This is a genomic window from Methylobacterium oxalidis, from assembly GCF_007992195.1.
Taxonomy (GTDB): Bacteria; Pseudomonadota; Alphaproteobacteria; order Rhizobiales; family Beijerinckiaceae; genus Methylobacterium; species Methylobacterium oxalidis.
The window spans coordinates 13,350-33,479 of record NZ_BJZU01000025.1 but is presented as its reverse complement, the minus strand read 5'-3'; the positions used below and the strand labels follow the sequence as shown (position 1 = coordinate 33,479).

The window sequence follows — 20,130 nt, the reverse complement described above, 5'->3', positions numbered from 1 at the left end:
TCCCGGCCGGGAGAGGTGAGGCGGGGTCCGCCCCGCTCATCGCGCCGCCCCGACCTCGACCGTTCCGAAGGCGGTGCGCCCGTAGCGGTCGGGGCGGTACATGTCCTCGATCGTGGCGCCCGGATGCACGTAGGTGCCGGGCGAGACCGCCCGCACCGTGTAGGCCGCCGTGAAGAAGGCCGACTGGCCGGGCACCCGCTCGTAGGCCGCCACGAAGCGGTCGTCGCGGAACTCGGTGTGGACCGGCTGCACCTCGCTCTTGGCGAAGGCGAGGCCGGAGAGCGCGTCCGCGTCGAGGAGCCTCGGGTTGTCGATCTCGAGCCCCGCGGGCAGGCGGTCGACGAGGAGGAGGCGGCCGGCGCTCGCCTGCGCCTCCGTCACCTTCAGCACCACGACGAGGCGGTCGTTCTGGCGCAGCCCGCGCGCCGGGTCGACGAGGCTGCCGTCGAGGCGGTGGTAGGTCCGCTCGATCGCGTAGCCGTGGGAGGCGGCGGGCTCGGGGCTCACCGGGTTGCCCGCGACGCTGACCGAGACCTGCACGGGGCCGCGTCCCTCGTTGCGCAGCATCACGGGCCTCGCCTCGAGGGCGGCCTGCCGGAACGTCCGGGCGAGGGCTCCGGGCTGCGCCGCGCCGTCGACCGAGACGGCGAGCGCCTCCGATTCCTTGGTCAGGCCCGCGGCCGCGAGCACCATCCAGGCATTCTCCTGCGTGCTGGTGACGCGCCCGCCCGCCCGCTCCTCGGCGAGCACCGCGCCGACGGGCTGGAGCGCCTCGCGGGTGAGGCCGGATTCGGCCGCGAGCGCGAGGAGCCCCGCCCCGTCGCGCAGGCGCGAGCCGTAATCGGCGCGGTAGCTCCGGTCGTCGCGCCCGCTCCGGAGGGCGCCGAGGGCCGAGTCGAACGCCTTGCCGGCCCGGGCCCGGTCGCCGAGGAGGGCCAGCGCCGCGGCGATCTGGCCGCGCCCGAGCGGGGTCGAGAAATCCCCGATCTTCGTGTCGGCGAGGTAGCGCAGGTCCCCCATCACGGGCCGGCCGTTGCGCGCCAGCACGTAGGCCGCGTAGGCGATGTCCATGCCGCCCTCGCGCACCTCCGTGGTGTTGGCCACCGCGTTGCGCAGGCGGTCGAGCGCCGTGTTGAAGGCCGTCTGCGGCACCGCGAAGCCGCGCTCGCGGGCGCGGGTGAGGAAGTCGGTGACGTAGGCGTCGAGCCAGACGTCGCTGATGCCGCCCACCGACCACAGGCCGAAATCGCCGTTCGAATCCTGGCGGGCGAGCACGCGCTCGATCGCCTCGCGGATGCGCTCGTCGGCCTTGTCGTCGAGGGCGAGCCGGTCCATCGCGGCGAGCCGGTTGACGTAGAGGAGCGGCATCGCCCGGCTGACGATCTGCTCCGAGCAGCCGTAGGGGTAGCGGTCGAGGGCCTGGAGGAGCGCCGGTACGTCGAGGCCGGGCAGCGCCGAGGCCGAGACGGACACGGTGCCGGTGCCCGGCAGGATGTCGGCGAGGAGCGCACCGTCGATCTGCAGGCCGGCGCCGGGTGCGAGCGGGCGCAGGTCGCGGCGCACCAGCGCGCCGGTGCCCGGGGAGACGGGCAGCGCGAAGCCCTGGCCGACGCCTCCCTCCAGCCCCGGGCCCGACAGGGTGACGTCGAGGCGGGCGAGGCCGGGCCCCGCGGCGGTGAGCGGGATCGCGACCTCGGCGCGGGCGCCGGGCGCCAGCGTCACGCTGCGGCGCAGGGCCTCGGCGCCGACGAGGACCGGCCCGGACAGGTCGAGATCCACCGTGTAGGCGCCGCCCGCCCCCTCGACGTTGTCGAGGGCGAGGAGGATGCGCGAGCGGTCGCCCACGTTGAGGAAGCGCGGCAGGGTGCCGGTGAGCACGACCGGATCGCGGATGATCACGTCGGCCTGGGCCTGGCCGACGCGGGCCCCGCTCCAGGCGGTCACCATCACCCGGCCGGTGCCGTTGAAGGCGGGCAGCGGCAGGGTCACCGAGGCCGTGCCGTCGGGGCCGACCGTGACGAGGCCCGAGTAGAGGGCGAGCGGCGCCTGGGTCGGGGGCGAGTCCGAGAGGGTGGCGCCGCCGTCGCCGCCGGAGCGGATGGCGCCGAGGGTCCCCTGCATACCGTCGATCAGGTAGCCGTAGAGGTCGCGGATCTCGGGGCCGAGCGCCTTCTGCCCGAAGAAGTGCCCGAACGGGTTCGGCGCCTCGTAGCGGGTGAGGTTGAGGATGCCGACGTCGACGAGCGCCACCGTGACCCGCGCCTCCTCGCCCGGGGCGAGGTTGGCGACCCGGACCGGCAGGGTGAGGTCGCGGCGCGGGCGCGCCTTCTCGGGCGCCGCCACGCTGACCGCGAGGTCGCGCCGGTCCCGGTCGATCGCGAACCAGGCCACACCGAGCGCCCGGCCCGGCAGGCGCTTGGCCGCCTGGTCGAGGGGCCGGAAGGCGCTCGCCACGAGGTAGGCGCCCGCCCCCCATTCGGGCCTGACCGGGATCGTCACCGTGGTCCCGCCCTCGGGCACCGCCACGTCGAGCACCGCCTGCACCCTGTCGCTCACCACCGCGAGGGTGGCGCGGCCCCTGAACTTCGGGGCGAGGCGGGCCCGCAGGCTCTCCCCGCCCGCGTAGGACGCCTTGTCGAGGGTGAGGTCGAGGAGGTCGGGCACGTCCGCGGTCTCGCCCCCGCCCCAGCCGACGCTGAAGCCGACGCTCGCCGCGGCGCCGGGCTCGCCCGGCACGCTGGCCTCCAGCCGGTACCGGCCGAAGCTGGCGGGCGCCACGATCCGGGCGGGCTCGCCGGCCGCGAGATCGATGCGCCCGTCCGCCACGCGGCGGACCGACTTCACGGGCTCGAACGACCAGCGCCCGTCCGCCCGGTACCATTGGTAGGTCTGCTCCAGGCGCGACAGGGTCCAGGTCACGCCGCTCTTGGCGAGGCGCCGCCCGTCGGGGGCGGCCATCACCACCTCGAAGGTCGCGGGCGCGCCCTCCGGCAGGTCGCCGCTGAAGCCCTTGCGGATGGCGAGGACCGGGCCGTCCGGCAGGATCGGCAGGGTCAGGCTGCGGCTGAGAGCCCGGCCGCCGGGCTCGCCGACCTGAAGGGTGATGCGCGCCTCGAGCGGCCGGGGCGCCGCCACGGCCTCGATCGGCACCGTCACCGCGGCGCTTCCCTCGGCGTCGGTGGTGGCGCGCTGCTCCAGTTCCGCCGTCGTCGCCTCCACCGCCTCGTCGTCGAGGCCGATCGAGAACCCGTCGAGCCCCTTGATGCCGGAGGTCGCCGCGGCCTGCACCGCGACGCTGCCCGAGACCTCGAGCCCGGCGCCCGGCGCGCCGTAGAGGTAGCGGGCCGCCACCGCGATCTCGGCGGGCTCGCCCCGGCGCAGGGCGGGCGCCTTCGGGGTGAGGTTCACCTCCAGGCGCTCGGGGACGTAATCCTCCACGAGGAAGCTCGCCTCGCCGATGGCCAGGGCCTTCGGGTCGGTGTGGGCGGCCACGCGCCAGGTGCCGTGCATCGCGCCCGGCAGCAGCGCCAGCGGCAGGGCGCGCCCGCCGATCCCCTGGTCCGCCACCTGCACGCGGCGGTACTCGACGCCGTCCGGCCGCTTGACCACGAGGGTGAGCGGCAGCCCCGGCACCGCCTGCCCCTGCGCGTCCCGCAGGAGCGCGGTCAGGTGCACCGTCTCGCCGGAGCGGTAGACCCCGCGCTCGGGGAACACGTAGGCGTCGACGGCGCCCGGCGCGGGCCGTCCCTTCACGCCGCGGTCGGTCAGGTCGAAGGCGGTCTGGGCGAGGTCGAGGAAGCCGTAATCGTCGCCGAGCTGGGCCACGACGAGGCCCGGCGCGATGCCGCCCTCGCCGCGGGCGAGGCCCGGGTCGAAGGCGGCGTGGCCGGCCGCATCGGTCCGGCGGGTGGCCAGCACCTCGTTGTTGCGGGCGACCAGCCGGATCTCGGCCCCCGCCACCGCGTCGGCGCTGGCCAGCGAGCGGGCGAAGACGTGCACCCCGTCGCGGCCCTTGAAGGCGGTGAGCCCGAGGTCGGAGACCACGAACCACTGCGTCGCCTGCTGCTCGTAGCCGCCCTCCTCCTCGCCCGGCGCGGCGGTGCCGGAGGGGCGCGCCGTCATGATGTAGAGGCCGGGCTCCAGCCGGCCGACCGCCTGCAGCACGGGGAAGGCGGTGACGACCTCCTGGTTCGGCTCGGCCTTGGCGGTGTCGAGGCTCCCCTTCCAGACCCGCACGCCCTTCTGGTCGGCGATGGTGCGCGCGGTGGCGCCGCTGAGCTGGCTCAGGAACTCCTCCGAGCGGAGCGTGGGAAGGAGGCCGCGGTCGCCGATGCGCAGCACCTCGACGTCGAGCTTCGGCGCGTTCACCGAGACCAGGGGCACGCCGGCCTGGCCGGTGCGCGGCAGGACGTAGTTGCGGCCGGTGAAGCGCGCCTGGGGGGAGCGGTCGCGGACGTAGACCTCGTAATCCGCCGATTTCAGGAGATTCTCTCCGACCGCCGAGGGCAGGCCCTCGCGCAGGACGAAGGCGTAGCGCTGACTGTGGCGGAGCCCGTCGACGCAGACCTGCTGGCCCTCCGCCGTCACCGCCGCGTTCGCCGCGCCCGAGACGGCGACGAAGGGCGCGAAGTCGGTCTTCGGGGCGAGGCTCTCGGAGAACTGGAAGCAGACCCGCGGGGCGGCCGCGTCCGAATCGACCTTGTAGTCGAGGATGCGGAAGCCGTGCTCGGCACGCACCTCCTCGTAGGCCTGCCGGACCTCGGCCACGTCGTCGAGGGCGAGGCTCGCCCGATAGGCTTCGAGCGCCGGGCGCCACTGGGACTGGGTGCCGTGGGCCTCGGCCAGGACGGCCAGCGCCTCGGCCTCCTCGGGCGCCGTGCGGGCGCGCAGATAGGCTTGGTAGGCGGCCGCGAGGGCCCGCTCGCGCAGGCGGTAGCGGGTCGCGTAGTCGCTGCCGTTCGTCTCGTCCTGGCCGAGCGCGTCGGCGGCGCGGGCGTAGGCGAGCCAGTTGCGCCAGTCGCCCGGGTCGGCCGCGACGGCCGCCGTGAGCGGCGCCACCGCGAAGGCCGCCTTGCCGGCCTCGATAAACTTCTCCCCCTCCGCGCGGGACTGGGCCGCCGGCCGCGCGGCGAGGCCGGCCTCGCCCTTGAGGGCTGTCTCCAGGCGGACGCCGGCGCTCGCGAGCGCCTCGCGCGCGAAGCTCTTCTGGGGCGCCGGCCTCGCGCCGCGGGCGGCCGGCACGGCTTGCGCCTGCGCGGCGGCCTCCCGGACCTCGCCCCCGAGGAGGCCGCCCGCGAGCAGGGCCGCGCAGAGGAGGCCGACCCGGCGCCCGAGCCTCGAAGAACCCGCCATGATCCGCCTCGCGCTTGCGGCGCCCGGGCCGGCCTCGACGGGGCCGGCGATTCTCCAGGGGCGCGCCCTGCCGGCGGGAGCGTAGCACTTGCGCGGACGGCCGCAACGGAGAGGGCCGCTGCCGCATGACGGGGCGCGTCGACACCTGACGCGGCGCCGGAAGGCGGTTGCGCGCGGGCACAGTGTCCACAAAGATGGGCCGGCCGCGTTCCGGGGGCGGAGTGCGAGGGGCCGATGGCTGACGGGTCGCCCGAGCTGAAGGCATTCCTGATCGAGACACCGTTCTTCGGCGGTCTCTCGGCCGAGAGCCTCGACCTGCTCGTCACGATGCTGGTCGAGCGCCGCTTCGCGGCCGGCGCCACCGTCATGACGGAGGGCGAGCCGGGGCGCTCGATGTACGTGGTCCAGTCCGGGACGCTCGCGGTGAGCAAGCGCGGCAGCGCGGGGGGCGCGATCGACCTCAATCGCCTGGGACCCGGCGACTTCTTCGGCGAGATGACCCTGATCGAGGTGCAGAACCGATCCGCCACCCTCGTCGCGGAGAGCCCGCTCGTGCTCTACGAGCTCACGGCCCGCAACCTCTACACCTACTACAAGGCCGACCTGCGCGCCTACGCGATGGTGATGCAGAACATCAACCGCGAGCTCTGCCGCCGTCTCCGCCGGGCCGACAACCGGATCGCCGAGCTGGTGAACGCCGCGCACGGTTGAGGGGCGTCAGCCCGTGTCCGAAGGGAAGCCCGGCGGCCGCTCGGGCCGGCCCGCCTCGCTCGCGGCGGCCCCGGGCTCCTGGCCATTCCGGCCTCTCTCTGCCAAGCTCGCGGCGCATCGCGGGGGCGGCCTCACATGACGCGGCGGGACAGCATTTCCGGCTTCGGGCGCGGGGCCTGCCTGCGTGCCGCCTTCGATGCGGCCTTGGGCGCAGCCTTGGGCGCAGCCCTCGCCGCGGCTCTTGCCGGGCCCGCCGCGGCGCAGGCGCCCCCTGCCCGGCCGAAGCCCCCGGCCCCGGCCGCGCCCGACCCCGCCTTCGAGGCCGCCCGAACGGCGTTCGAGGCGCTGCCGGAGGCCGAGCGGAAGGGATTGCAGGACGCCCTCGTCTGGACCGGCGACTACAACAGCGTGATCGCCGGCACCTTCGGGCGGCGCACCTACGAGGCGCTCGCGAGCTTCCGGACCCGCGCCGGCGCGGCCGGGGACGATCTCCTGGCGCCGCGGCTGCGCGCCGCGATCCTGGCGGAGGGCGAGGCGGCGCGGAAGGCGGCCCGCTTCGTCGTGCGGCCGGACCCGGCGAGCGGCGCCGTGCTCGGCGTGCCCGAGCGCCTGCTCCCGAAGCGCACCCCCCTGCCCGGCGGCACCCGCTGGCAGAGCGCGGACGGGCGCGTGACGCTGGAGAGCCGCTCCTTCCCGCCCGGCGAGACGAGCCTCGACGCCCTGTTCGAGCGCGCGACCGGGCCGGGGCCGGAGCGCAAGGTGACCTACAAGCTGAAGCGGCCGGACTTCATCGTGGTGACGGGCGAGACGGGCACGGGCAAGTCCTACATCCGCTACGTCGCGGGCGAGGCGGGCATCCGGGGCTTCACGATCGGCTACGACAAGGCGCTCTCCGGCGAGGTGGACCGCCTGGTGATCGCGGTGGCCAACGCCTTCGTGCCGTTCCCGGCCGCGGCGCCCCAGGCGCCTGCCCAGCCCTCTGCACAGCTCTCTGCCCAGCCCCCTGCTCAGCCCCCTGCTCAAGCCGCACCGCAGGGTTCCCCGACGGCAGCCGCCGCTCCCACGACGGCCGCTCCCACGACGGCCGCCCCCAGGATGACCGCCCCCAGGACGGTCGCCGCGCCGATGCCCGCGCCGGCCCCGCCGGCGCGTCCGGGGCCCGTCGTCCCGGTTGAGGCCGCGGCGCCGGCCGCCACCGGACTGATCGTGGCGCCCGGGCGCGTCCTCACCGCGTCCGCCCCCCTCGAAGGCTGCGCGAGCCCGCGCGTCGGCACGGCGGCGGCCCGCCTCGCCAGGAGTGATCCCGCCCGCGGGCTCGCTCTGCTCGAGGCCGGCGCCCTGCCGGGCGCGAACCTGCCGCCGGCCCGGGCGCAGCCGGCGGGCTCCGAGGACGCGCTGGCGGTGATCGGGGCCGGGGCCGGCGGCACCACGCTGGCGCCGGGCACGGGCAGCGCGTCGGGGGGCGTTGTCGCGCCGTTGCAGCCGGGCGCGGCCGGCGCCCCGGTGCTCGACCGGGCGGGACGGCTCGCGGGGCTCGTCGCGCGCTTTCCCGCCGCGCCCCGGATGGTCGCCGGGGTGGCGCCGCCGACGAGCTACCCGCTCGTCGCGGGCTCCGTCGCGATGGATTTTCTCGCCGAGGCCGGCATCCGCCCGGGCCCGGCCGCGGAGGCGGGAAGCCTCGGCGCGGTCGCGGCGCCCGTGGCGGCCGCCGTGGTGGCGGTCACCTGCCCGCGCTGAGGCGGGCCCTCAGACCCGTCCGGTCACGAGCAGGACGATCAGGATGATCACGAGCAGGCCGCCGAGGCCGAAGCTCGGGCCGCGATAGGCCCCGCCGCCCAGGAAGTTGCCGCCGCCGAGAACGATCAGGATCAGGATGATGAGCAGGATGGTGGTCAGCGACATGGACGCGGTCTCCGCGGCCCGCGGGGCGCGAGCTTGACCGGTCCAACGTCGCAAGGATGAATTCCGTTCAAGCTTCGTGCGAAGCCTCAACAGAAATCGTCTTTCGCCCTCAGGCGCGCCAGTCCGGCAGCGGTCCTGCGGGCGCCGAGAGCCAGTCCGGCGTCGGCAGGCCGCGCTCCTTCAGGAAGGCCGGGTTGAACAGCTTCGAGGCGTAGCGGGCCGCGCCGTCGCACAGGATGGTCGCGACCGTGTGGCCGGGCCCGAGTTCGCGCGCGAGACGGATCGCGCCCGCCACGTTGATGCCGGACGAGCCGCCGAGCGACAGGCCCTCCTCGCGCATCAGCCGGAACACGATCTCGAGCGCCTCCGCGTCGGGGATGCGGAAGGAGAGATCGGGGGCGAAGCCGTCGAGGTTGCCGGTCACCCGGCCCTGGCCGATCCCCTCCGTGATCGAGGAGCCCTCGGCCTTGAGCGTGCCCGTCGTGTAGTAGGCGTGGAGGGCCGAGCCCTCGGGGTCCGAGAGCGCGATCCGCACGCCCGGGTTTCGCGCCCGCAGCGCCTCGGCGACGCCCGCCAGCGTGCCGCCGGTGCCCGCCGCGCAGACGAAGCCGTCGACGCGGCCCCCGGTCGCCTCGTGGATCTCCGGGCCCGTGCCCTCGGCGTGGGCGCGGCGGTTGGCGACGTTGTCGAACTGGTCGGCGAAGAAGGCGCCCGCGGGCTCGGTGGCGGCGAGCCGCTCGGCGAGGCGGCGGGCCACGTGGACGTAGTTGTCGGGGTTGGCGAAGGGCACGGCCGGCACCTCGACGAGGCGGGCGCCGGCGAGCCGCAGGGTCTGCTTCTTCTCCTCGGACTGGGTCTCCGGGATCACGATGAGGGTGCGGTAGCCGCGCACGCTCGCCACGAGGGCGAGGCCGATCCCGGTATTGCCCGCCGTGCCCTCGACGATGGTGCCGCCGGGCCGGATCAGCCCGCGCGCCTCGGCCTCCTCCACGATGGCGAGGGCCGCCCGGTCCTTGACCGAGAGGCCGGGGTTCAGGAACTCGGCCTTGCCGAGGATGGTGCAGCCCGTCTCCTCCGAGGCGCGGCGCAGCCGGATGAGGGGCGTGCCGCCGATGGCGGCGAGCACGTCGGGGCGGGGGCTGGTCAGGCTCTCTTCTCCACGATGGCGGCAGGCGGCGGAACGGGGCGACCGAGGCGCCGCGCCGCGGCGATCCAGGTGTCGATCGCGTCCGCAACGTTGGCCTCGACGCTCGCCCAATCGTCCCCGTCGGAGGTGCAGCCGGGCAGGTCCGGAACGGTCGCGATCAGGTATCCGCCCTCCTCGGGCGGTGCCCGGTCCACCTCCACATGGTAGTCACGCACCCGCATCGCGCACCCTTCTCACCGCATCCACGAAGGCGACGAAGGCCCTGATGTCGTGGGGCCGGACCGGCCTACGGGCCGGCACCGTCAGGATCGCCGCCGCGTCGCATGCGAGATGTCGTAGTGTGAGCCCCTGGCGGGCGGAACGCAATCGATGCCGTAGGCCCGGCAGACCACCGCGATGTCATCGATGGTCCAGTCGCCGGCCGGGTTCCGCCGCATTCCCGCGAGACGCTTCTCCGCCTGTCCCACGGCGGGTCGCTCCCACGAATCGCGCCTCCGATTGGGAGGATCGTCTCGTGCCGGGGAGCATTCGCAAGCTCACCCCGCGAACACGTACCCGCCGTTGATGCGCAGGCCCACCGGCCGGCCCGCGGCGTAGCGCTCGCCGTCGAAATCCTCCACCACGACGAGGCGCCCGTCCGGCCGCTCGACCTCGATCCGCTGGCGGCCCTGGCTGCGGTGGGAGGCGCGCACGGTGCCCGTCAGGTGGGCCTCGGCGGGCTCCACGAACTGGAGCTGCCAGGGCCGGACGTGGAGCCGCGTCGGGCCGATCACGCCGCGGGGCGCGGCCACGGGGGTCGGGCGCCCATCGACCAGCACGCGCCCGCCCTCGGCGAGGGCCTCGAGCTCGATCGAGTCGCCGAGGAACTTCAGCACCGTGGCGGAGGCCGGGCGGTCCTGCACCTCGTCGGGCGTGCCGACCTGCTCCAGCCGGCCCTTGTCGAGCACGGCGACGCGGTCGGACAGCTCCAGCGCCTCGTCCTGGTCGTGCGTGACGAAGATCGTGGTCTGGCCGGTGCGGTCGTGGATCTCCCGCAGCCAGCGGCGCAGGTCCTTGCGCACCTGCGCGTCGAGGGCCCCGAACGGCTCGTCGAGGAGGAGCACCCGCGGCTCCACGGCGAGCGCACGGGCGAGCGCGATGCGCTGGCGCTGGCCGCCCGAGAGCTGGGACGGGTAGCGGTCGGCGAAGCCCGACAGCTTGATGAGGTCGAGGAGGTCGCCCACGCGCCGGCGGATCTCGGCGCGGCCCGGCCGCTCCGAGCGCTTCCGGGCGTTCAGCCCGTAGGCGATGTTGTCGGCCACGCTCATGTGCTTGAACAGGGCGTAGTGCTGGAACACGAAGCCCACCGCCCGCTGCTGCACCGGCAGGCCGGTGGCGTCGTCGCCCCCGAACAGGACGCGGCCGCGGTCGGGGAAGTCGAGCCCCGCGATGATGCGCAGGAGCGTCGTCTTGCCCGAGCCCGAGGGGCCGAGCAGGCCCAAGAGCTCGCCCGCCCGCACGTCGAGGTGGAAGTCGTGCAGCACGGCGGCCGTGTCGAAGGTCTTCGTCAGGCCCTCGACCCGGATCGCCGTGGAGCCGGCCCGCGGCGCCGCGTCGGCGCTAGTGCCGGGCGCCGGCCGCGAGGTCCCCGGCGTAGCGCCACTCCAGGACGGACTTGATGACGAGGGTGACGAGGGCGAGCCCGGCGAGGAGGGAGGCGACGGCGAACGCGCCAACGAAATTGTACTCATTGTAGAGGATCTCCACGTGGAGCGGGAGCGTGTTGGTCAGTCCGCGGATATGGCCGGACACCACCGAGACGGCGCCGAACTCGCCCATCGCGCGGGCATTGCAGAGGAGGACGCTGTAGAGCAGGCCCCAGCGGATGTTGGGCAGCGTCACGGTCCGGAACGCGTGCCAGCCGGAGGCCCCGAGGGTGAGGGCCGCCTCCTCCTCCGCCGTGCCCTGCTCCTGCATGAGCGGGATCAGCTCGCGGGCGATGAAGGGGAAGGTCACGAAGATCGTGGCCAGGACGATGCCGGGCACCGCGAAGATGATCTGGATGCCGTGCTCGATGAAGAACGCCCCGAACAGGCCCTGCGAGCCGAACACCAGCACGTAGATCATCCCCGAGACCACCGGCGAGACCGAGAACGGCAGGTCGATCAGCGTGATCAGCACGCTCTTGCCCGGAAACTCGAACTTGGCGATGGCCCAGGCCGCCGCCACGCCGAACACGAGGTTGAAGGGCACGCTGATCGCCGCCACCGTCAGCGTCAGGCGGATCGCGGCCTGCGCGTCGGGCTCGTGGAAGGCCTCGAAATAGGCGGCCCAGCCCCGCGACAGCGCCTGCGCGAACACGGTGAGCAGGGGCAGGACGAGGAACAGCGCCAGGAACAGGATCGCGATGCCCGTGAGGAGCCAGCGCACGGCCCGCCCCTCGGAGGTGACGCTGCGCGGGCGGGCCGCCGCGGCGCGGCTCAGCGCGAGACCCTCAGACATAGCCGAACCTCCGCCGGCTCCAGGCCTGGATCAGGTTGATGGCGAGCAGCGTCAGGAAGGAGATGCCCAGCATGATCGTGGCGATGGCGGCCGCCCCCGCGTAGTCGAACTCGGAGAGCTTGATGACGATGAGGAGCGGCGCGATCTCGGAGACGTAGGGCAGGTTCCCGGCGATGAAGATGATCGAGCCGTACTCGCCCACGCCCCGGGCGAAGGCGAGCGCGAAGCCGGTCAGCACCGCGGGCACGAGGGGCGGCAGCACCACCCGCACCAGCGTCATGCCCCGGGTGGCGCCGAGGGTGGCGGAGGCCTCCTCGACCTCCTTGTCGATCTCGGCGATGAGCGGCTGCACGGTCCGCACCGCGAAGGGCAGGCCGATGAAGACCATGGCGATGAAGATGCCGAGCGGCGTGTAGGCCGCCTGGATCCCGACCTTGGCGAGCTGCGCCCCGATCAGCCCGTTCGGCGCGTAGAGGGAGGCGAGCGCGATGCCCGCCACCGCGGTCGGCAGGGCGAAGGGCAGGTCGACCGCCGCGTCGACGACCTTGCGGCCGGGGAAGCGGTAGCGGGTCAGCACCCAGGCGACCACGAAGCCGAACACCGAGGCGGTGAGCGCCGCCGCGAGCGACACCCCGAAGCTGATCCGCAGCGCGCTCGCCACCCGCGGGTCGCGGGCGACCTCCCAGATCCCGTCGAGGCCGAGGCCCGAGGCCTTCGCCACGAGCGCGGCGAGCGGCAGCAGCACGATGAGGCTGAGGCAGGTGAGCGCGTAGCCGAAGGTGAGGCCGAAGCCGGGGATCACGCTCGGGCGACGGAACAGGAACCGCCGTTGGGGTGTGGCGACCATCGAAGACCCTCAGCGCCCCGCCCGGCTCAGCTGGTCGAACAGCCCGCCGTTGTCGAAGTTCTTCTTCTGGATGTCGTCCCAGCTGCCCTGGAGGTCCTCGATCCTGAACAGCTTAACGTCCGGCAGCAGGGCGAGATCCGCCTTGTCGGCGGCTTCGCGCCGGAGCGGACGGTAGCGGTGCTTGGCGAAGATCGCCTGCGCCTTGTCCGAGTAGAGGAAGGCGAGGTAGGCCTCCGCCGCCTTGCGGGTGCCCTTGCGGTCGACGTTGCCGTCGACGAGCGCCACCGGGGGCTCGGCGTAGATCGAGGTCGGCGGCACCACGATGTCGAACTTGTCGGCGCCGAACTCCTGCAGGACGAGGAACGCCTCGTTCTCCCAGGTCGGCAGCACGTCCCCGAGCCCGCGCTGCGCGAAGGTCACGGTGGAGCCGCGCGCGCCGGTGTCGAGGATCGGCACGTTCTTGTAGATCTGGCCGACGAAGGCGTTGGCCTTCTCGACATCCTTGTCCCGGTTGTAGGCGTAGCCCCAGGCGGCGAGGAAGTTCCAGCGCCCGCCGGCCGAGGTCTTCGGGTTCGGCGTGATCACCTTCACGTCGGGCTTCCCGAGGTCGGCCCAGTCCTTCACGTCCCTCGGGTTGCCCTTGCGCACGAGGAACACCACCGTCGAGGTGTAGGGCAGGCCCTGGTTCGGCTGCTTGTCGCGCCAGTCGGCGGGGATCTTCTTCGTGAGCTTGGCGATGGCGTCGATGTCGGAGGGGATGCCGAGCGTCACGACGTCGGCGTCCACCCCGTCGATCACCGTGCGGGCCTGCGCGCCCGAGCCGCCGTGCGAGGCGCGCACCGTCACCGTCTCGCCGGTCTTGGCCTTCCACTCCTCGGCGAAGGCCGCGTTGATCTCGCGGTAGAGCTCGCGGGTCGGGTCGTAGGAGACGTTCAGGAGCGCGGTCTGCGCCAGGGCCGGCGCGACGGAGACCGGCGCGACGAGGGCCGGCGCGAGGCAGGCGGCGAGCAGCAGGCTCCGGATGCGGCGGGCCGTACGGGTCTCGAGCGCTGGCATGGTCTCTCCTTCGAAGCGGCCGCGCGGCGGGGCGGAGGGCGCGCCGCCCTCGGCCTGGCTGCCCCGACACCGCGGCGCAGCAACGCTTCTCGTTCTTTTTATCGAACGTTGTCAACCCGAGCCGGGTCGCGTTTCCTACCGCCAAACCCCTCGGAAATCACATGAAAATCGCGACGTGGAGATTTATCCTCCGGCCGGCCCGGACGGGAGAACGGATCCACCGCCGGAGCTTCGTTTCATGGAACGAACATGCCTCGGGCGCGGTGGCCCACGTGCGCCATCTCACTCCGCGCGCACGCATCCGTGCGGCGAGGGGCGGCGCGCGGAGAATCGGGAGGGCCCGGTCGCGTCAGGCCGGCAGGTAGCCCGCTTCCTTCAGCGCGGCCTCGACGGCCTCGAACAGGTCCTCGTCCGCCGCGGACGTGTCGAGGGAGCCGGATTCGTCCGCCTCGTCCCCCCGGCGCGCATCGGGGGCGGCCCCGGCGAGGGGCGGCAGGCCGCCGCGCAGGGCACCGAGGCCGAAGATGGTTGAGGCCGCCTGGAGCGCCTCGCCGATCGACACCAATGCCATCGCCGCCTCCGCTGCTCAGGGCTCCATCAAGCGCCGCGTGAACGAATCCTCGACCACACTGTCCCGGTTCGGGACAGGAGGCAAGCGCGCGGGCGGGGCGTGGCCGGGCTGCATCGCCGTCAACCTTATCGCGCGGGAGCGGGGGAAATCCCGCCGGTGTGGGCGCATCGCGAACCCGCTGCCCCTACAAGCACCGGGCGCCGTACGGTGCCGTACCTCCCGCGATTCGAACCGGACCCGAAGACTCTCACCATGACCGTGATCGCCCTCGTCCTCGCCGGCAATCTCATGCTCGCCGGCCTGTTCTCCCTCGTCGCCGTCGCGCTGGACTGACGGGACCGCGCGCCGGGGCCGCGCGCCGGGTCCCGCTGCCCGCGCGATTCATCCCGCCGTCTCGAGGAAGGTTTCCGCGGCTGCCGCGGCGTCCGATGGTACCGCGGCGCCTCGCGCCGCCCTCCGGCCGGGCGGAGGAAGGATGGCGCCGTCGGGGAAGCGGCGTGCTCGGCCGGAAGCCGGGCTAGCCCTGCTGCAGGAACCGGGTGAGGACGGCCTCGAGGCGCGGGCTCACCGGGGCGGTGAGCGCGTCCGCGTAGAAGGATTGCAGGCTCTGGCCGAGATGGCGGCGCACGCTCGGGCTCAGCGTCGGGCGGCGCGACTCGATCTCGGGCTTCCGATCCGTCCGCATCTTGAGCATGGCCCCGGCCCGTCCTGCACACCCATGACGGCCCAGGATCCCACGGACGTGGTTAAGAGGCCGTAACCGGGCCGGCAGAAAGTCGCGGTCGTCAACTCACGATCTCGACATTTACTGTATTCATCAACAATCCGGGCTCTTCACCATATTCCGTCGATCAGCTTGCTGAAGATAAGCCGTGACATTACCGTCTCGAGATAGAAATCTCCGAGGATCTCAGGATGTCGACACGGTTAATCATCATCGAGAACATCAACCAGGTCGCCGAGGAGCAGGAGAAGGCGCTGGCGCCCCTCACGGACGACCTCGTGCTGCTCGAATCCGGCCTCGATTCCCTCTGCTTCGCGATCCTCGTGAGCCGGCTCGAAGACGATCTCGGCGTCGACCCGTTCACCGCCTCGGACGAGATCGTGTTCCCGGTCACCCTCGGCGACTTCGTCTCGCTCTACGAGGCCGCGCGGATCGATGCGGCCGCCTGAGCTGCGATCGCTGCGCGAGGCGCTCACGCGCGAGGCCCGGCCGGGCGGGCCGGACGGGTCCCGGATGCTGCACGGCCTCGCCCAGAGCGTCGCCCTGCCCGACCTCCTCGACCTGAGCTGCCTGAACGGCGACGTCGCCGGGCAGCGGGTCCTGCTCGTCACGGGGGACCAGTTCCTCGCCGGGCTCGCCCTGATCGCGGTCGACGGCCTCGCCGAGGCCGTGGTGCTGTGCCCGCCCGACCTCGCGCCCGAGCACCTGCCGGCGATCGCCGCGCGCGCCGGCGCCACCTGCCTGCTCACCGACCGGCCGCGCTCGGCCCTGCCGGGGCTCGACGGCCTGCCGCTGATCGACTGCGCCTGGCCGCCGGTGCCGGCCGCCCGCGAGCCCGAGTTCGAGCGGGCGACGGAGTGGCTGCTCCTCACCTCCGGCACCACCGGGGTGCCGAAGCTCGTCCGCCACGATCTCGCGGGCCTCACCGGCGCGATCCGGCCGCGCCCCGAGGGCGAGCCGGCGCCGGTCTGGGCGACCTTCTACGACATCCGCCGCTACGGCGGCCTGCAGATCTTCCTGCGCGGCGTGCTCGGGGGCGGCTCCCTCGTCCTGTCGGGGGGGTGCGAGCCGGTCTCCGACCACCTCGCCCGCCTCGGGCGGCACGGCGTCACCCACGTCTCGGGCACGCCCTCGCACTGGCGGCGCGTGCTGATGAGCCCGGCCCGCGGCCTGATCGACCCCGGCACCATCCGCCTCTCCGGCGAGATCGCCGACCAGGCGGTGCTCGACGGCCTCCGCGAGACCTATCCGCGCGCCGCGATCGGACACGCCTACGCCTCCACCGAGGCGGGCGTCGGCTTCGAGGTCACGGACGGGCTCGAGGGCTTCCCGAAGGCGTTCGTCGGTCGGCCCGGCGCGGTCGAGATGCGGGTGGTCGACGGGTCGCTGCGCATCCGCTCGCGCCGCACCGCCTCGGGCTACGTCGGCTCGGACGAGCTCGCCCTCGCCGACGCCGAGGGCTTCGTCGACACCGGCGACATGGTGGAGGAGCGCACCGTCGACGGCGCGACCCGCTACCACTTCGTCGGGCGGCGCGGCGGCATCATCAATGTCGGTGGCCTGAAGGTGCACCCGGAGGAGATCGAGGCCGTGATCAACCGGCACGCCCGGGTGCGCATGTCCCTGGTCGAGGCCCGGCGCAACCCGATCACCGGCGCCGTCGTCCAGGCGAGCGTCGTCCTCGACGAGGCCGCAGACCTGCCGGCGCCCGACGAGATCCGCCGGGAGATCCTCGCGGCCTGCCGGGCCGAGCTCAGCCCGCACAAGGTGCCGGCGCTGCTCAAGATCGTGCCTCGCCTCGACGTCACGGCCGCGGGCAAGCTCGCCCGCCGCCCCGCCTGACCGGAGCCCCTCGATGCGCACCGTCCTCGTCACCGGCGGCAGCCGCGGCCTCGGCCTCGCCATCGCCACCCGGCTCGCCGCCTCCGGCCACGACGTGGTCGCGGTGGCGCGCCGCGAATCGGACGCCCTGCGGGAGGCCGCGGACGCGGCGCGCGCCGCCGAGACCGGCTCGATCCGCTTCCGCGCGGCCGACCTCTCCGACATCGAGAGCCTGCCCGGCCTCGTGCGCGAGACCCGGCGCGAGTTCGGCAAGCTCCACGGCCTCGTCAACAATGCCGGCCTCGGCACCGAGGGGCTGCTCGCCACGATGCAGAACCCGCACATCGAGGCCCTGGTCCGGCTCAACACCCTCTCGCCGATCCTGCTCACCAAGTTCGTGGTGCGGGGCATGATGGCCGACGGCGGCGGGCGGATCGTCAACATCGCCTCGATCATCGCGGCGACGGGCTACTCGGGCCTCTCGGTCTACGCGGCCACGAAGGCATCGCTCGTGGGCCTCACGAAATCGCTCGCCCGCGAGGTGGGTCACTTGAACATCACGGTCAACGCGGTGGCGCCGGGCTTCATCGACACCGAGATGACCGAGGGCCTGGGCGAGGAGGGCCGCGCCCGCATCGTGCGCCGCTCGGCCCTGCGCCGGCTCGCGGCGCCCGAGGACGTCGCCCACGCCGTCGACTACCTGCTCGGCCCCGGCGGCCGCAACGTCACCGGCACGGTGCTGACGGTGGATGCCGGCAACACCGCGTGAGGCGGGTTCAGGTGTTCCAGCGGGGGCTGCGCTTCTGCAGGAAGGCGTCGATGCCCTCGGCCGCCTCGTCCATCGTCATGTTCCGGGCCATCACCCCGGCCGTGTAGGCGTAGGCCTCCTCCAGGCCGAGCCCGCCCTGGCGCCAGAAGGCTTCCTTGCCGACCGCGACGACCCGGCGGGGCTTCTCGGCGATCCGCCGCGCCAGGGCGTGGGCCGCCTCCTCCAGCTCGGCCGCGGGCACGACCCGGTTCACGAGGCCGATGCGGCGCGCCTCGCCCGCGTCGATGGGCTCGCCGAGGAGCAGCATCTCGAGGGCCGCCTTGCGCGGCACCGCCCGCGACAGGGCGACCATCGGCGTCGAGCAGAACAGGCCGATCTGGACGCCGGGCGTCGCGAAGCGGGCGTCCTCGGCCGCCACCGCGAGGTCGCAGGTGGCCACGAGCTGGCAGCCCGCGGCGGTCGCGGTCCCATGCACCGCGGCTATCACGGGCTGCGGCAGCCTGGTGATCGCGATCATCAGCCGCGAGCAGGCCCGGAACACCGCCTCGACCGCCTCCCCGTGCGCCGCCCGCATCTCCCGGAGGTCGTGCCCCGCGCAGAAGGCCGGCCCCGCCCCCCTCAGGATCACGGCCCGCACCCGCGCATCCCCCGCGACGGCGTCGAGCTCCCCCTGCAGCGCCGCCATCAGCCCCATCGACAGGGCGTTGCGGGCCCCCGCCCGGTTGAGGGTGAGGACGGCGACCCCGTCCCGGTCCTCGCGCAGGAGGAGGGGCGGCTCGGGCGGGGCTGCGGGCAGAGCGGCGGCGGTCATGGAGCGGCTCCGGGGCGGGCCGAGCCCGCGAGCCCCGGAGAGGTAGCATGCCGGAGGCGTTCTGTCGGCCTCAGCCGAGAATCGCGGCGAGCTCCCGCCCGATCGCCGCGAGCGCCGGCCGCCCGGCGGGGATGAGGGGACCGAGGCCGTAGAAGAAGTGGATCATGCCGGCGTGGCAGGTGTGGCGCACGGGGACGCCGGCCTCGGCGAGGCGGGCGGCGTAGGCCGTGCCGTCGTCGCGCACGATGTCGTGCTCGGCGGTGTGGATCAGGGCCGGCGGCAGGCCCGCGAGGCGGGCCGCCCGAAGGGGGGAGAGGCGGGGGTCGGCGAGGTCGCGGACGCCGAGGGCCTCGATGTCGCGGGCGATCGTCGCCGCGTCGAGGAAATAGCCGCTCGCGTAGTCGGTCCGGGAGGCACCGGCGCCGACGGCGTCGAGGACCGGGCAGAGCAGGAGCTGCGCGGCGATGCGCGGACCGCCCTCCGGCGCCTCCTGGCCGAGGATCGCGGCGAGGCCGGCGCCCGCCGAATCGCCGCCGACCGCGAGGCGGCCCGCGTCGATGCCGAGGCGGGGCGCCTGCGCGGCGACCCAGGCGAGGCTCGCGCGGGCATCCTCGACCGCGGCCGGGAAGGGGTGCTCGGGGGCGAGCCGGTAGGCCACCGAGACGATTCGGCAGAGGCTCGCCGCGGCGAGCGCCCGGCAGATCCCGTCATGGGTGTCGAGGTCGCCCGCGACGAAGCCGCCGCCGTGGAAGAACAGGAGGCCGGGGCGCGGGGCGCCGCCCGCGCCCGGCGGCCCGTAGAGCCGGGCATGGAGCGGCCCGCCGGGACCGGGCAGGATCAGGTCGCGGGTCTCGGCCGGCTCGGCACCGCGGGCGGCGAGGCGCGCGAGGTTGCGCAGGGCCGCCCGGCGCCCGGCCACGGTGGGCTCGGACACGCCGCCGATCGCGATCATGTCGAGGAACCGGCGGGCGTGAGGGTCGAGCGTCACCGGGGGGCTCAGAGCCGCAGCGCCGCGCGCACCCCCTCCGGCCAGGAGGCGACGTCGCGGCCGTGCGTCGCGAAGAGGGCGACGGCGAGCCGGTCCATGCCGAAGGCCACGCAGCCCGTGTGCGCGGGCTCGCCGGAGGCGTCGCGCAGGTCCCAGGTCGTGCCGAAATGCTCGCGGTGATAGTTGAAGCTCATGCAGGCCGTGCCCGCCGCCTCGCCGCGCAGCGGCACCAGGAGCTCGAACTTCAAGGACTGCTCGAGTTGGCTGAAGGCCATGATCTGCCCGACGCGGCCGAAGAACGGGTCGCTCGCCTGCTCGATCCGGTAGGGCAGGCCGAGCTCGTCGGCGAGCGCCGTGGCACGGGCGATCCAGCGCTCGCGGAAGTCGCGCACCTGCTCCGGCGTGCCGATGCGGACGTACTCGCGCATCCGGAAGGATTGCAGCCGGTCGAGATGCGGCGAGGGCTCGCGGCGGAAGCAGTCGCAGGCGACGTCGAAGCGGTAGCCGCCCGGCGGCACCGGACCGCGGGCGGCCGCGATCGGGTAGACGGGGTAGCAGGCGGCCGGGGTCAGCACGAGGTCGGCGGTCTCGAGCCCGGTCGTCCAGTCGCCGCCCGTCGCGTGGAGATCGGCTGCGGCGCGGATCTCGGCCTCGCTGCCCTCGAGGCAGGAGACGCAACCGAGCAGGTTCGGGAAGCTCTTGAGGTAGCCGTGCCGCTCCAGATGCGCCCGGCTCATCACGGGCGGGAAGCGGAACACCTCCGTCTCCGCATCGCGCTTGACCGAGATGAGGGCGGCGAGCGCCTCCACCACCGACTCGTACGCGCCGGTGCGGGCGTAGACGCCCTGCGCGTTCATCGGGCGGAACATCGCGTCGAAGAGCGCGTCGAGCGGGTCCTGCGCCGGCGGCGCGGCCGGCACGTCCATGACCTTCATGTTCATGTGGGCGGT

Annotated in this window: 19 protein-coding genes; 6 read left to right on the top strand and 13 right to left on the bottom strand. The window is 74.1% G+C overall.

Annotated elements, in window-relative coordinates:
• Positions 1-36 precede the first annotated feature (36 nt).
• Positions 37-5,352 (bottom strand): alpha-2-macroglobulin family protein, encoded by a 5,316-nt coding sequence (locus MOX02_RS07715; RefSeq protein ID WP_147025227.1) that lies wholly within the window; start codon positions 5,350-5,352, stop codon positions 37-39.
• A gap of 234 nt (positions 5,353-5,586) precedes the next feature.
• Here MOX02_RS07715 and MOX02_RS07710 point away from each other — a divergent pair, with 234 nt between their 5' ends.
• Both MOX02_RS07710 and MOX02_RS07705 read left to right on the top strand, forming a co-directional pair.
• Positions 5,587-6,063 carry a cyclic nucleotide-binding domain-containing protein gene (locus MOX02_RS07710; RefSeq protein WP_147025226.1) on the top strand — a complete coding sequence of 159 codons (477 nt, stop codon included), beginning with the start codon at positions 5,587-5,589 and terminating at the stop codon, positions 6,061-6,063.
• A gap of 135 nt (positions 6,064-6,198) precedes the next feature.
• Positions 6,199-7,800, top strand: a complete 1,602-nt coding sequence (locus tag MOX02_RS07705) for a S1 family peptidase (RefSeq protein ID WP_238178746.1) — start codon at positions 6,199-6,201, stop codon at positions 7,798-7,800.
• 9 nt (positions 7,801-7,809) lie between these two features.
• On the opposite strand, the gene MOX02_RS07700 is transcribed toward MOX02_RS07705, so the two are convergent.
• From MOX02_RS07700 to MOX02_RS07660, 8 genes are all read right to left on the bottom strand, one after another.
• The gene (locus MOX02_RS07700; RefSeq protein ID WP_147025224.1) at positions 7,810-7,965 is read right to left on the bottom strand and encodes a DUF3309 domain-containing protein; all 156 of its coding nucleotides are present in this window, start codon (positions 7,963-7,965) and stop codon (positions 7,810-7,812) included.
• Between the two features lie 109 nt (positions 7,966-8,074).
• Positions 8,075-9,112, bottom strand: a complete 1,038-nt coding sequence (locus MOX02_RS07695) for a cysteine synthase A (RefSeq protein ID WP_147025230.1) — start codon at positions 9,110-9,112, stop codon at positions 8,075-8,077.
• Entirely contained in the window at positions 9,109-9,333 is a 225-nt protein-coding gene (locus tag MOX02_RS07690; protein WP_147025223.1) for a type II toxin-antitoxin system HicB family antitoxin, read from the bottom strand. The genes MOX02_RS07695 and MOX02_RS07690 overlap by 4 nt, the downstream gene beginning before the upstream one ends.
• A gap of 315 nt (positions 9,334-9,648) precedes the next feature.
• Complete coding sequence (locus MOX02_RS07680) at positions 9,649-10,635, bottom strand: sulfate/molybdate ABC transporter ATP-binding protein (protein ID WP_238178744.1); 987 nt, start codon at positions 10,633-10,635, stop codon at positions 9,649-9,651.
• Between the two features lie 76 nt (positions 10,636-10,711).
• Complete coding sequence (cysW, locus tag MOX02_RS07675) at positions 10,712-11,593, bottom strand: sulfate ABC transporter permease subunit CysW (RefSeq protein WP_147025222.1); 882 nt, start codon at positions 11,591-11,593, stop codon at positions 10,712-10,714.
• Entirely contained in the window at positions 11,586-12,440 is an 855-nt protein-coding gene (gene cysT / locus MOX02_RS07670) for a sulfate ABC transporter permease subunit CysT (RefSeq protein ID WP_147025221.1), read from the bottom strand. Before cysT ends, cysW begins: the two co-directional genes overlap by 8 nt.
• A gap of 9 nt (positions 12,441-12,449) precedes the next feature.
• The gene (locus MOX02_RS07665; RefSeq protein ID WP_147025220.1) at positions 12,450-13,496 is read right to left on the bottom strand and encodes a sulfate ABC transporter substrate-binding protein; all 1,047 of its coding nucleotides are present in this window, start codon (positions 13,494-13,496) and stop codon (positions 12,450-12,452) included.
• Positions 13,497-13,845: 349 nt separating this feature from the next.
• Complete coding sequence (locus MOX02_RS07660; RefSeq protein WP_147025219.1) at positions 13,846-14,067, bottom strand: hypothetical protein; 222 nt, start codon at positions 14,065-14,067, stop codon at positions 13,846-13,848.
• A 207-nt stretch (positions 14,068-14,274) separates the two neighbouring features.
• Between MOX02_RS07660 and MOX02_RS32650 the strand changes: the two genes are divergently transcribed.
• Positions 14,275-14,400 (top strand): hypothetical protein, encoded by a 126-nt coding sequence (locus MOX02_RS32650; RefSeq protein ID WP_280525312.1) that lies wholly within the window; start codon positions 14,275-14,277, stop codon positions 14,398-14,400.
• 184 nt (positions 14,401-14,584) lie between these two features.
• On the opposite strand, the gene MOX02_RS31065 is transcribed toward MOX02_RS32650, so the two are convergent.
• A complete protein-coding gene (locus tag MOX02_RS31065; RefSeq protein ID WP_170267720.1) occupies positions 14,585-14,761 on the bottom strand; it encodes a hypothetical protein in 177 nt (58 codons plus the stop codon).
• Positions 14,762-14,982: 221 nt separating this feature from the next.
• Here MOX02_RS31065 and MOX02_RS07655 point away from each other — a divergent pair, with 221 nt between their 5' ends.
• Genes MOX02_RS07655 through MOX02_RS07645 form a run of 3 tightly spaced genes read left to right on the top strand, consistent with a single transcriptional unit; the run spans position 14,983 to position 17,381 of the window.
• Positions 14,983-15,240, top strand: coding sequence for an acyl carrier protein (locus MOX02_RS07655; RefSeq protein ID WP_147025218.1), 258 nt, complete (start codon positions 14,983-14,985; stop codon positions 15,238-15,240).
• Positions 15,227-16,633 carry an AMP-binding protein gene (locus tag MOX02_RS07650; RefSeq protein ID WP_147025217.1) on the top strand — a complete coding sequence of 469 codons (1,407 nt, stop codon included), beginning with the start codon at positions 15,227-15,229 and terminating at the stop codon, positions 16,631-16,633. The genes MOX02_RS07655 and MOX02_RS07650 overlap by 14 nt, the downstream gene beginning before the upstream one ends.
• Before the next feature lie 13 nt (positions 16,634-16,646).
• Positions 16,647-17,381 (top strand): SDR family NAD(P)-dependent oxidoreductase, encoded by a 735-nt coding sequence (locus tag MOX02_RS07645; RefSeq protein ID WP_147025216.1) that lies wholly within the window; start codon positions 16,647-16,649, stop codon positions 17,379-17,381.
• Positions 17,382-17,388: 7 nt separating this feature from the next.
• On the opposite strand, the gene MOX02_RS07640 is transcribed toward MOX02_RS07645, so the two are convergent.
• The 3 genes from MOX02_RS07640 to MOX02_RS07630 form a co-directional block, all read right to left on the bottom strand.
• Positions 17,389-18,192, bottom strand: a complete 804-nt coding sequence (locus MOX02_RS07640) for an enoyl-CoA hydratase (protein WP_147025215.1) — start codon at positions 18,190-18,192, stop codon at positions 17,389-17,391.
• Between the two features lie 70 nt (positions 18,193-18,262).
• Positions 18,263-19,180, bottom strand: a complete 918-nt coding sequence (locus MOX02_RS07635) for an alpha/beta hydrolase (RefSeq protein WP_147025214.1) — start codon at positions 19,178-19,180, stop codon at positions 18,263-18,265.
• An 8-nt stretch (positions 19,181-19,188) separates the two neighbouring features.
• Positions 19,189-20,121, bottom strand: coding sequence for an amino acid--[acyl-carrier-protein] ligase (locus MOX02_RS07630; protein WP_147025213.1), 933 nt, complete (start codon positions 20,119-20,121; stop codon positions 19,189-19,191).
• Positions 20,122-20,130 lie beyond the last annotated feature (9 nt).

Excerpts from the sequence above, each read along its gene's own strand:
- MOX02_RS07630 (WP_147025213.1), bottom strand. The coding sequence starts at position 20,121 with ATGAACATGAAGGTCATGGACGTGCCGGCCGCGCCGCCGGCGCAGGAC.
- MOX02_RS07655 (WP_147025218.1), top strand. The coding sequence starts at position 14,983 with ATGTCGACACGGTTAATCATCATCGAGAACATCAACCAGGTCGCCGAG.
- MOX02_RS31065 (WP_170267720.1), bottom strand. The coding sequence starts at position 14,761 with ATGCTCAAGATGCGGACGGATCGGAAGCCCGAGATCGAGTCGCGCCGC.
- MOX02_RS07690 (WP_147025223.1), bottom strand. The coding sequence starts at position 9,333 with ATGCGGGTGCGTGACTACCATGTGGAGGTGGACCGGGCACCGCCCGAG.
- cysW (WP_147025222.1), bottom strand. The coding sequence starts at position 11,593 with ATGTCTGAGGGTCTCGCGCTGAGCCGCGCCGCGGCGGCCCGCCCGCGC.
- MOX02_RS07645 (WP_147025216.1), top strand. The coding sequence starts at position 16,647 with ATGCGCACCGTCCTCGTCACCGGCGGCAGCCGCGGCCTCGGCCTCGCC.
- MOX02_RS07640 (WP_147025215.1), bottom strand. The coding sequence starts at position 18,192 with ATGACCGCCGCCGCTCTGCCCGCAGCCCCGCCCGAGCCGCCCCTCCTC.
- MOX02_RS07700 (WP_147025224.1), bottom strand. The coding sequence starts at position 7,965 with ATGTCGCTGACCACCATCCTGCTCATCATCCTGATCCTGATCGTTCTC.
- MOX02_RS07650 (WP_147025217.1), top strand. The coding sequence starts at position 15,227 with ATGCGGCCGCCTGAGCTGCGATCGCTGCGCGAGGCGCTCACGCGCGAG.
- MOX02_RS07705 (WP_238178746.1), top strand. The coding sequence starts at position 6,199 with ATGACGCGGCGGGACAGCATTTCCGGCTTCGGGCGCGGGGCCTGCCTG.
- MOX02_RS07660 (WP_147025219.1), bottom strand. The coding sequence starts at position 14,067 with ATGGCATTGGTGTCGATCGGCGAGGCGCTCCAGGCGGCCTCAACCATC.
- MOX02_RS07710 (WP_147025226.1), top strand. The coding sequence starts at position 5,587 with ATGGCTGACGGGTCGCCCGAGCTGAAGGCATTCCTGATCGAGACACCG.
- MOX02_RS07665 (WP_147025220.1), bottom strand. The coding sequence starts at position 13,496 with ATGCCAGCGCTCGAGACCCGTACGGCCCGCCGCATCCGGAGCCTGCTG.
- cysT (WP_147025221.1), bottom strand. The coding sequence starts at position 12,440 with ATGGTCGCCACACCCCAACGGCGGTTCCTGTTCCGTCGCCCGAGCGTG.
- MOX02_RS07715 (WP_147025227.1), bottom strand. The coding sequence starts at position 5,352 with ATGGCGGGTTCTTCGAGGCTCGGGCGCCGGGTCGGCCTCCTCTGCGCG.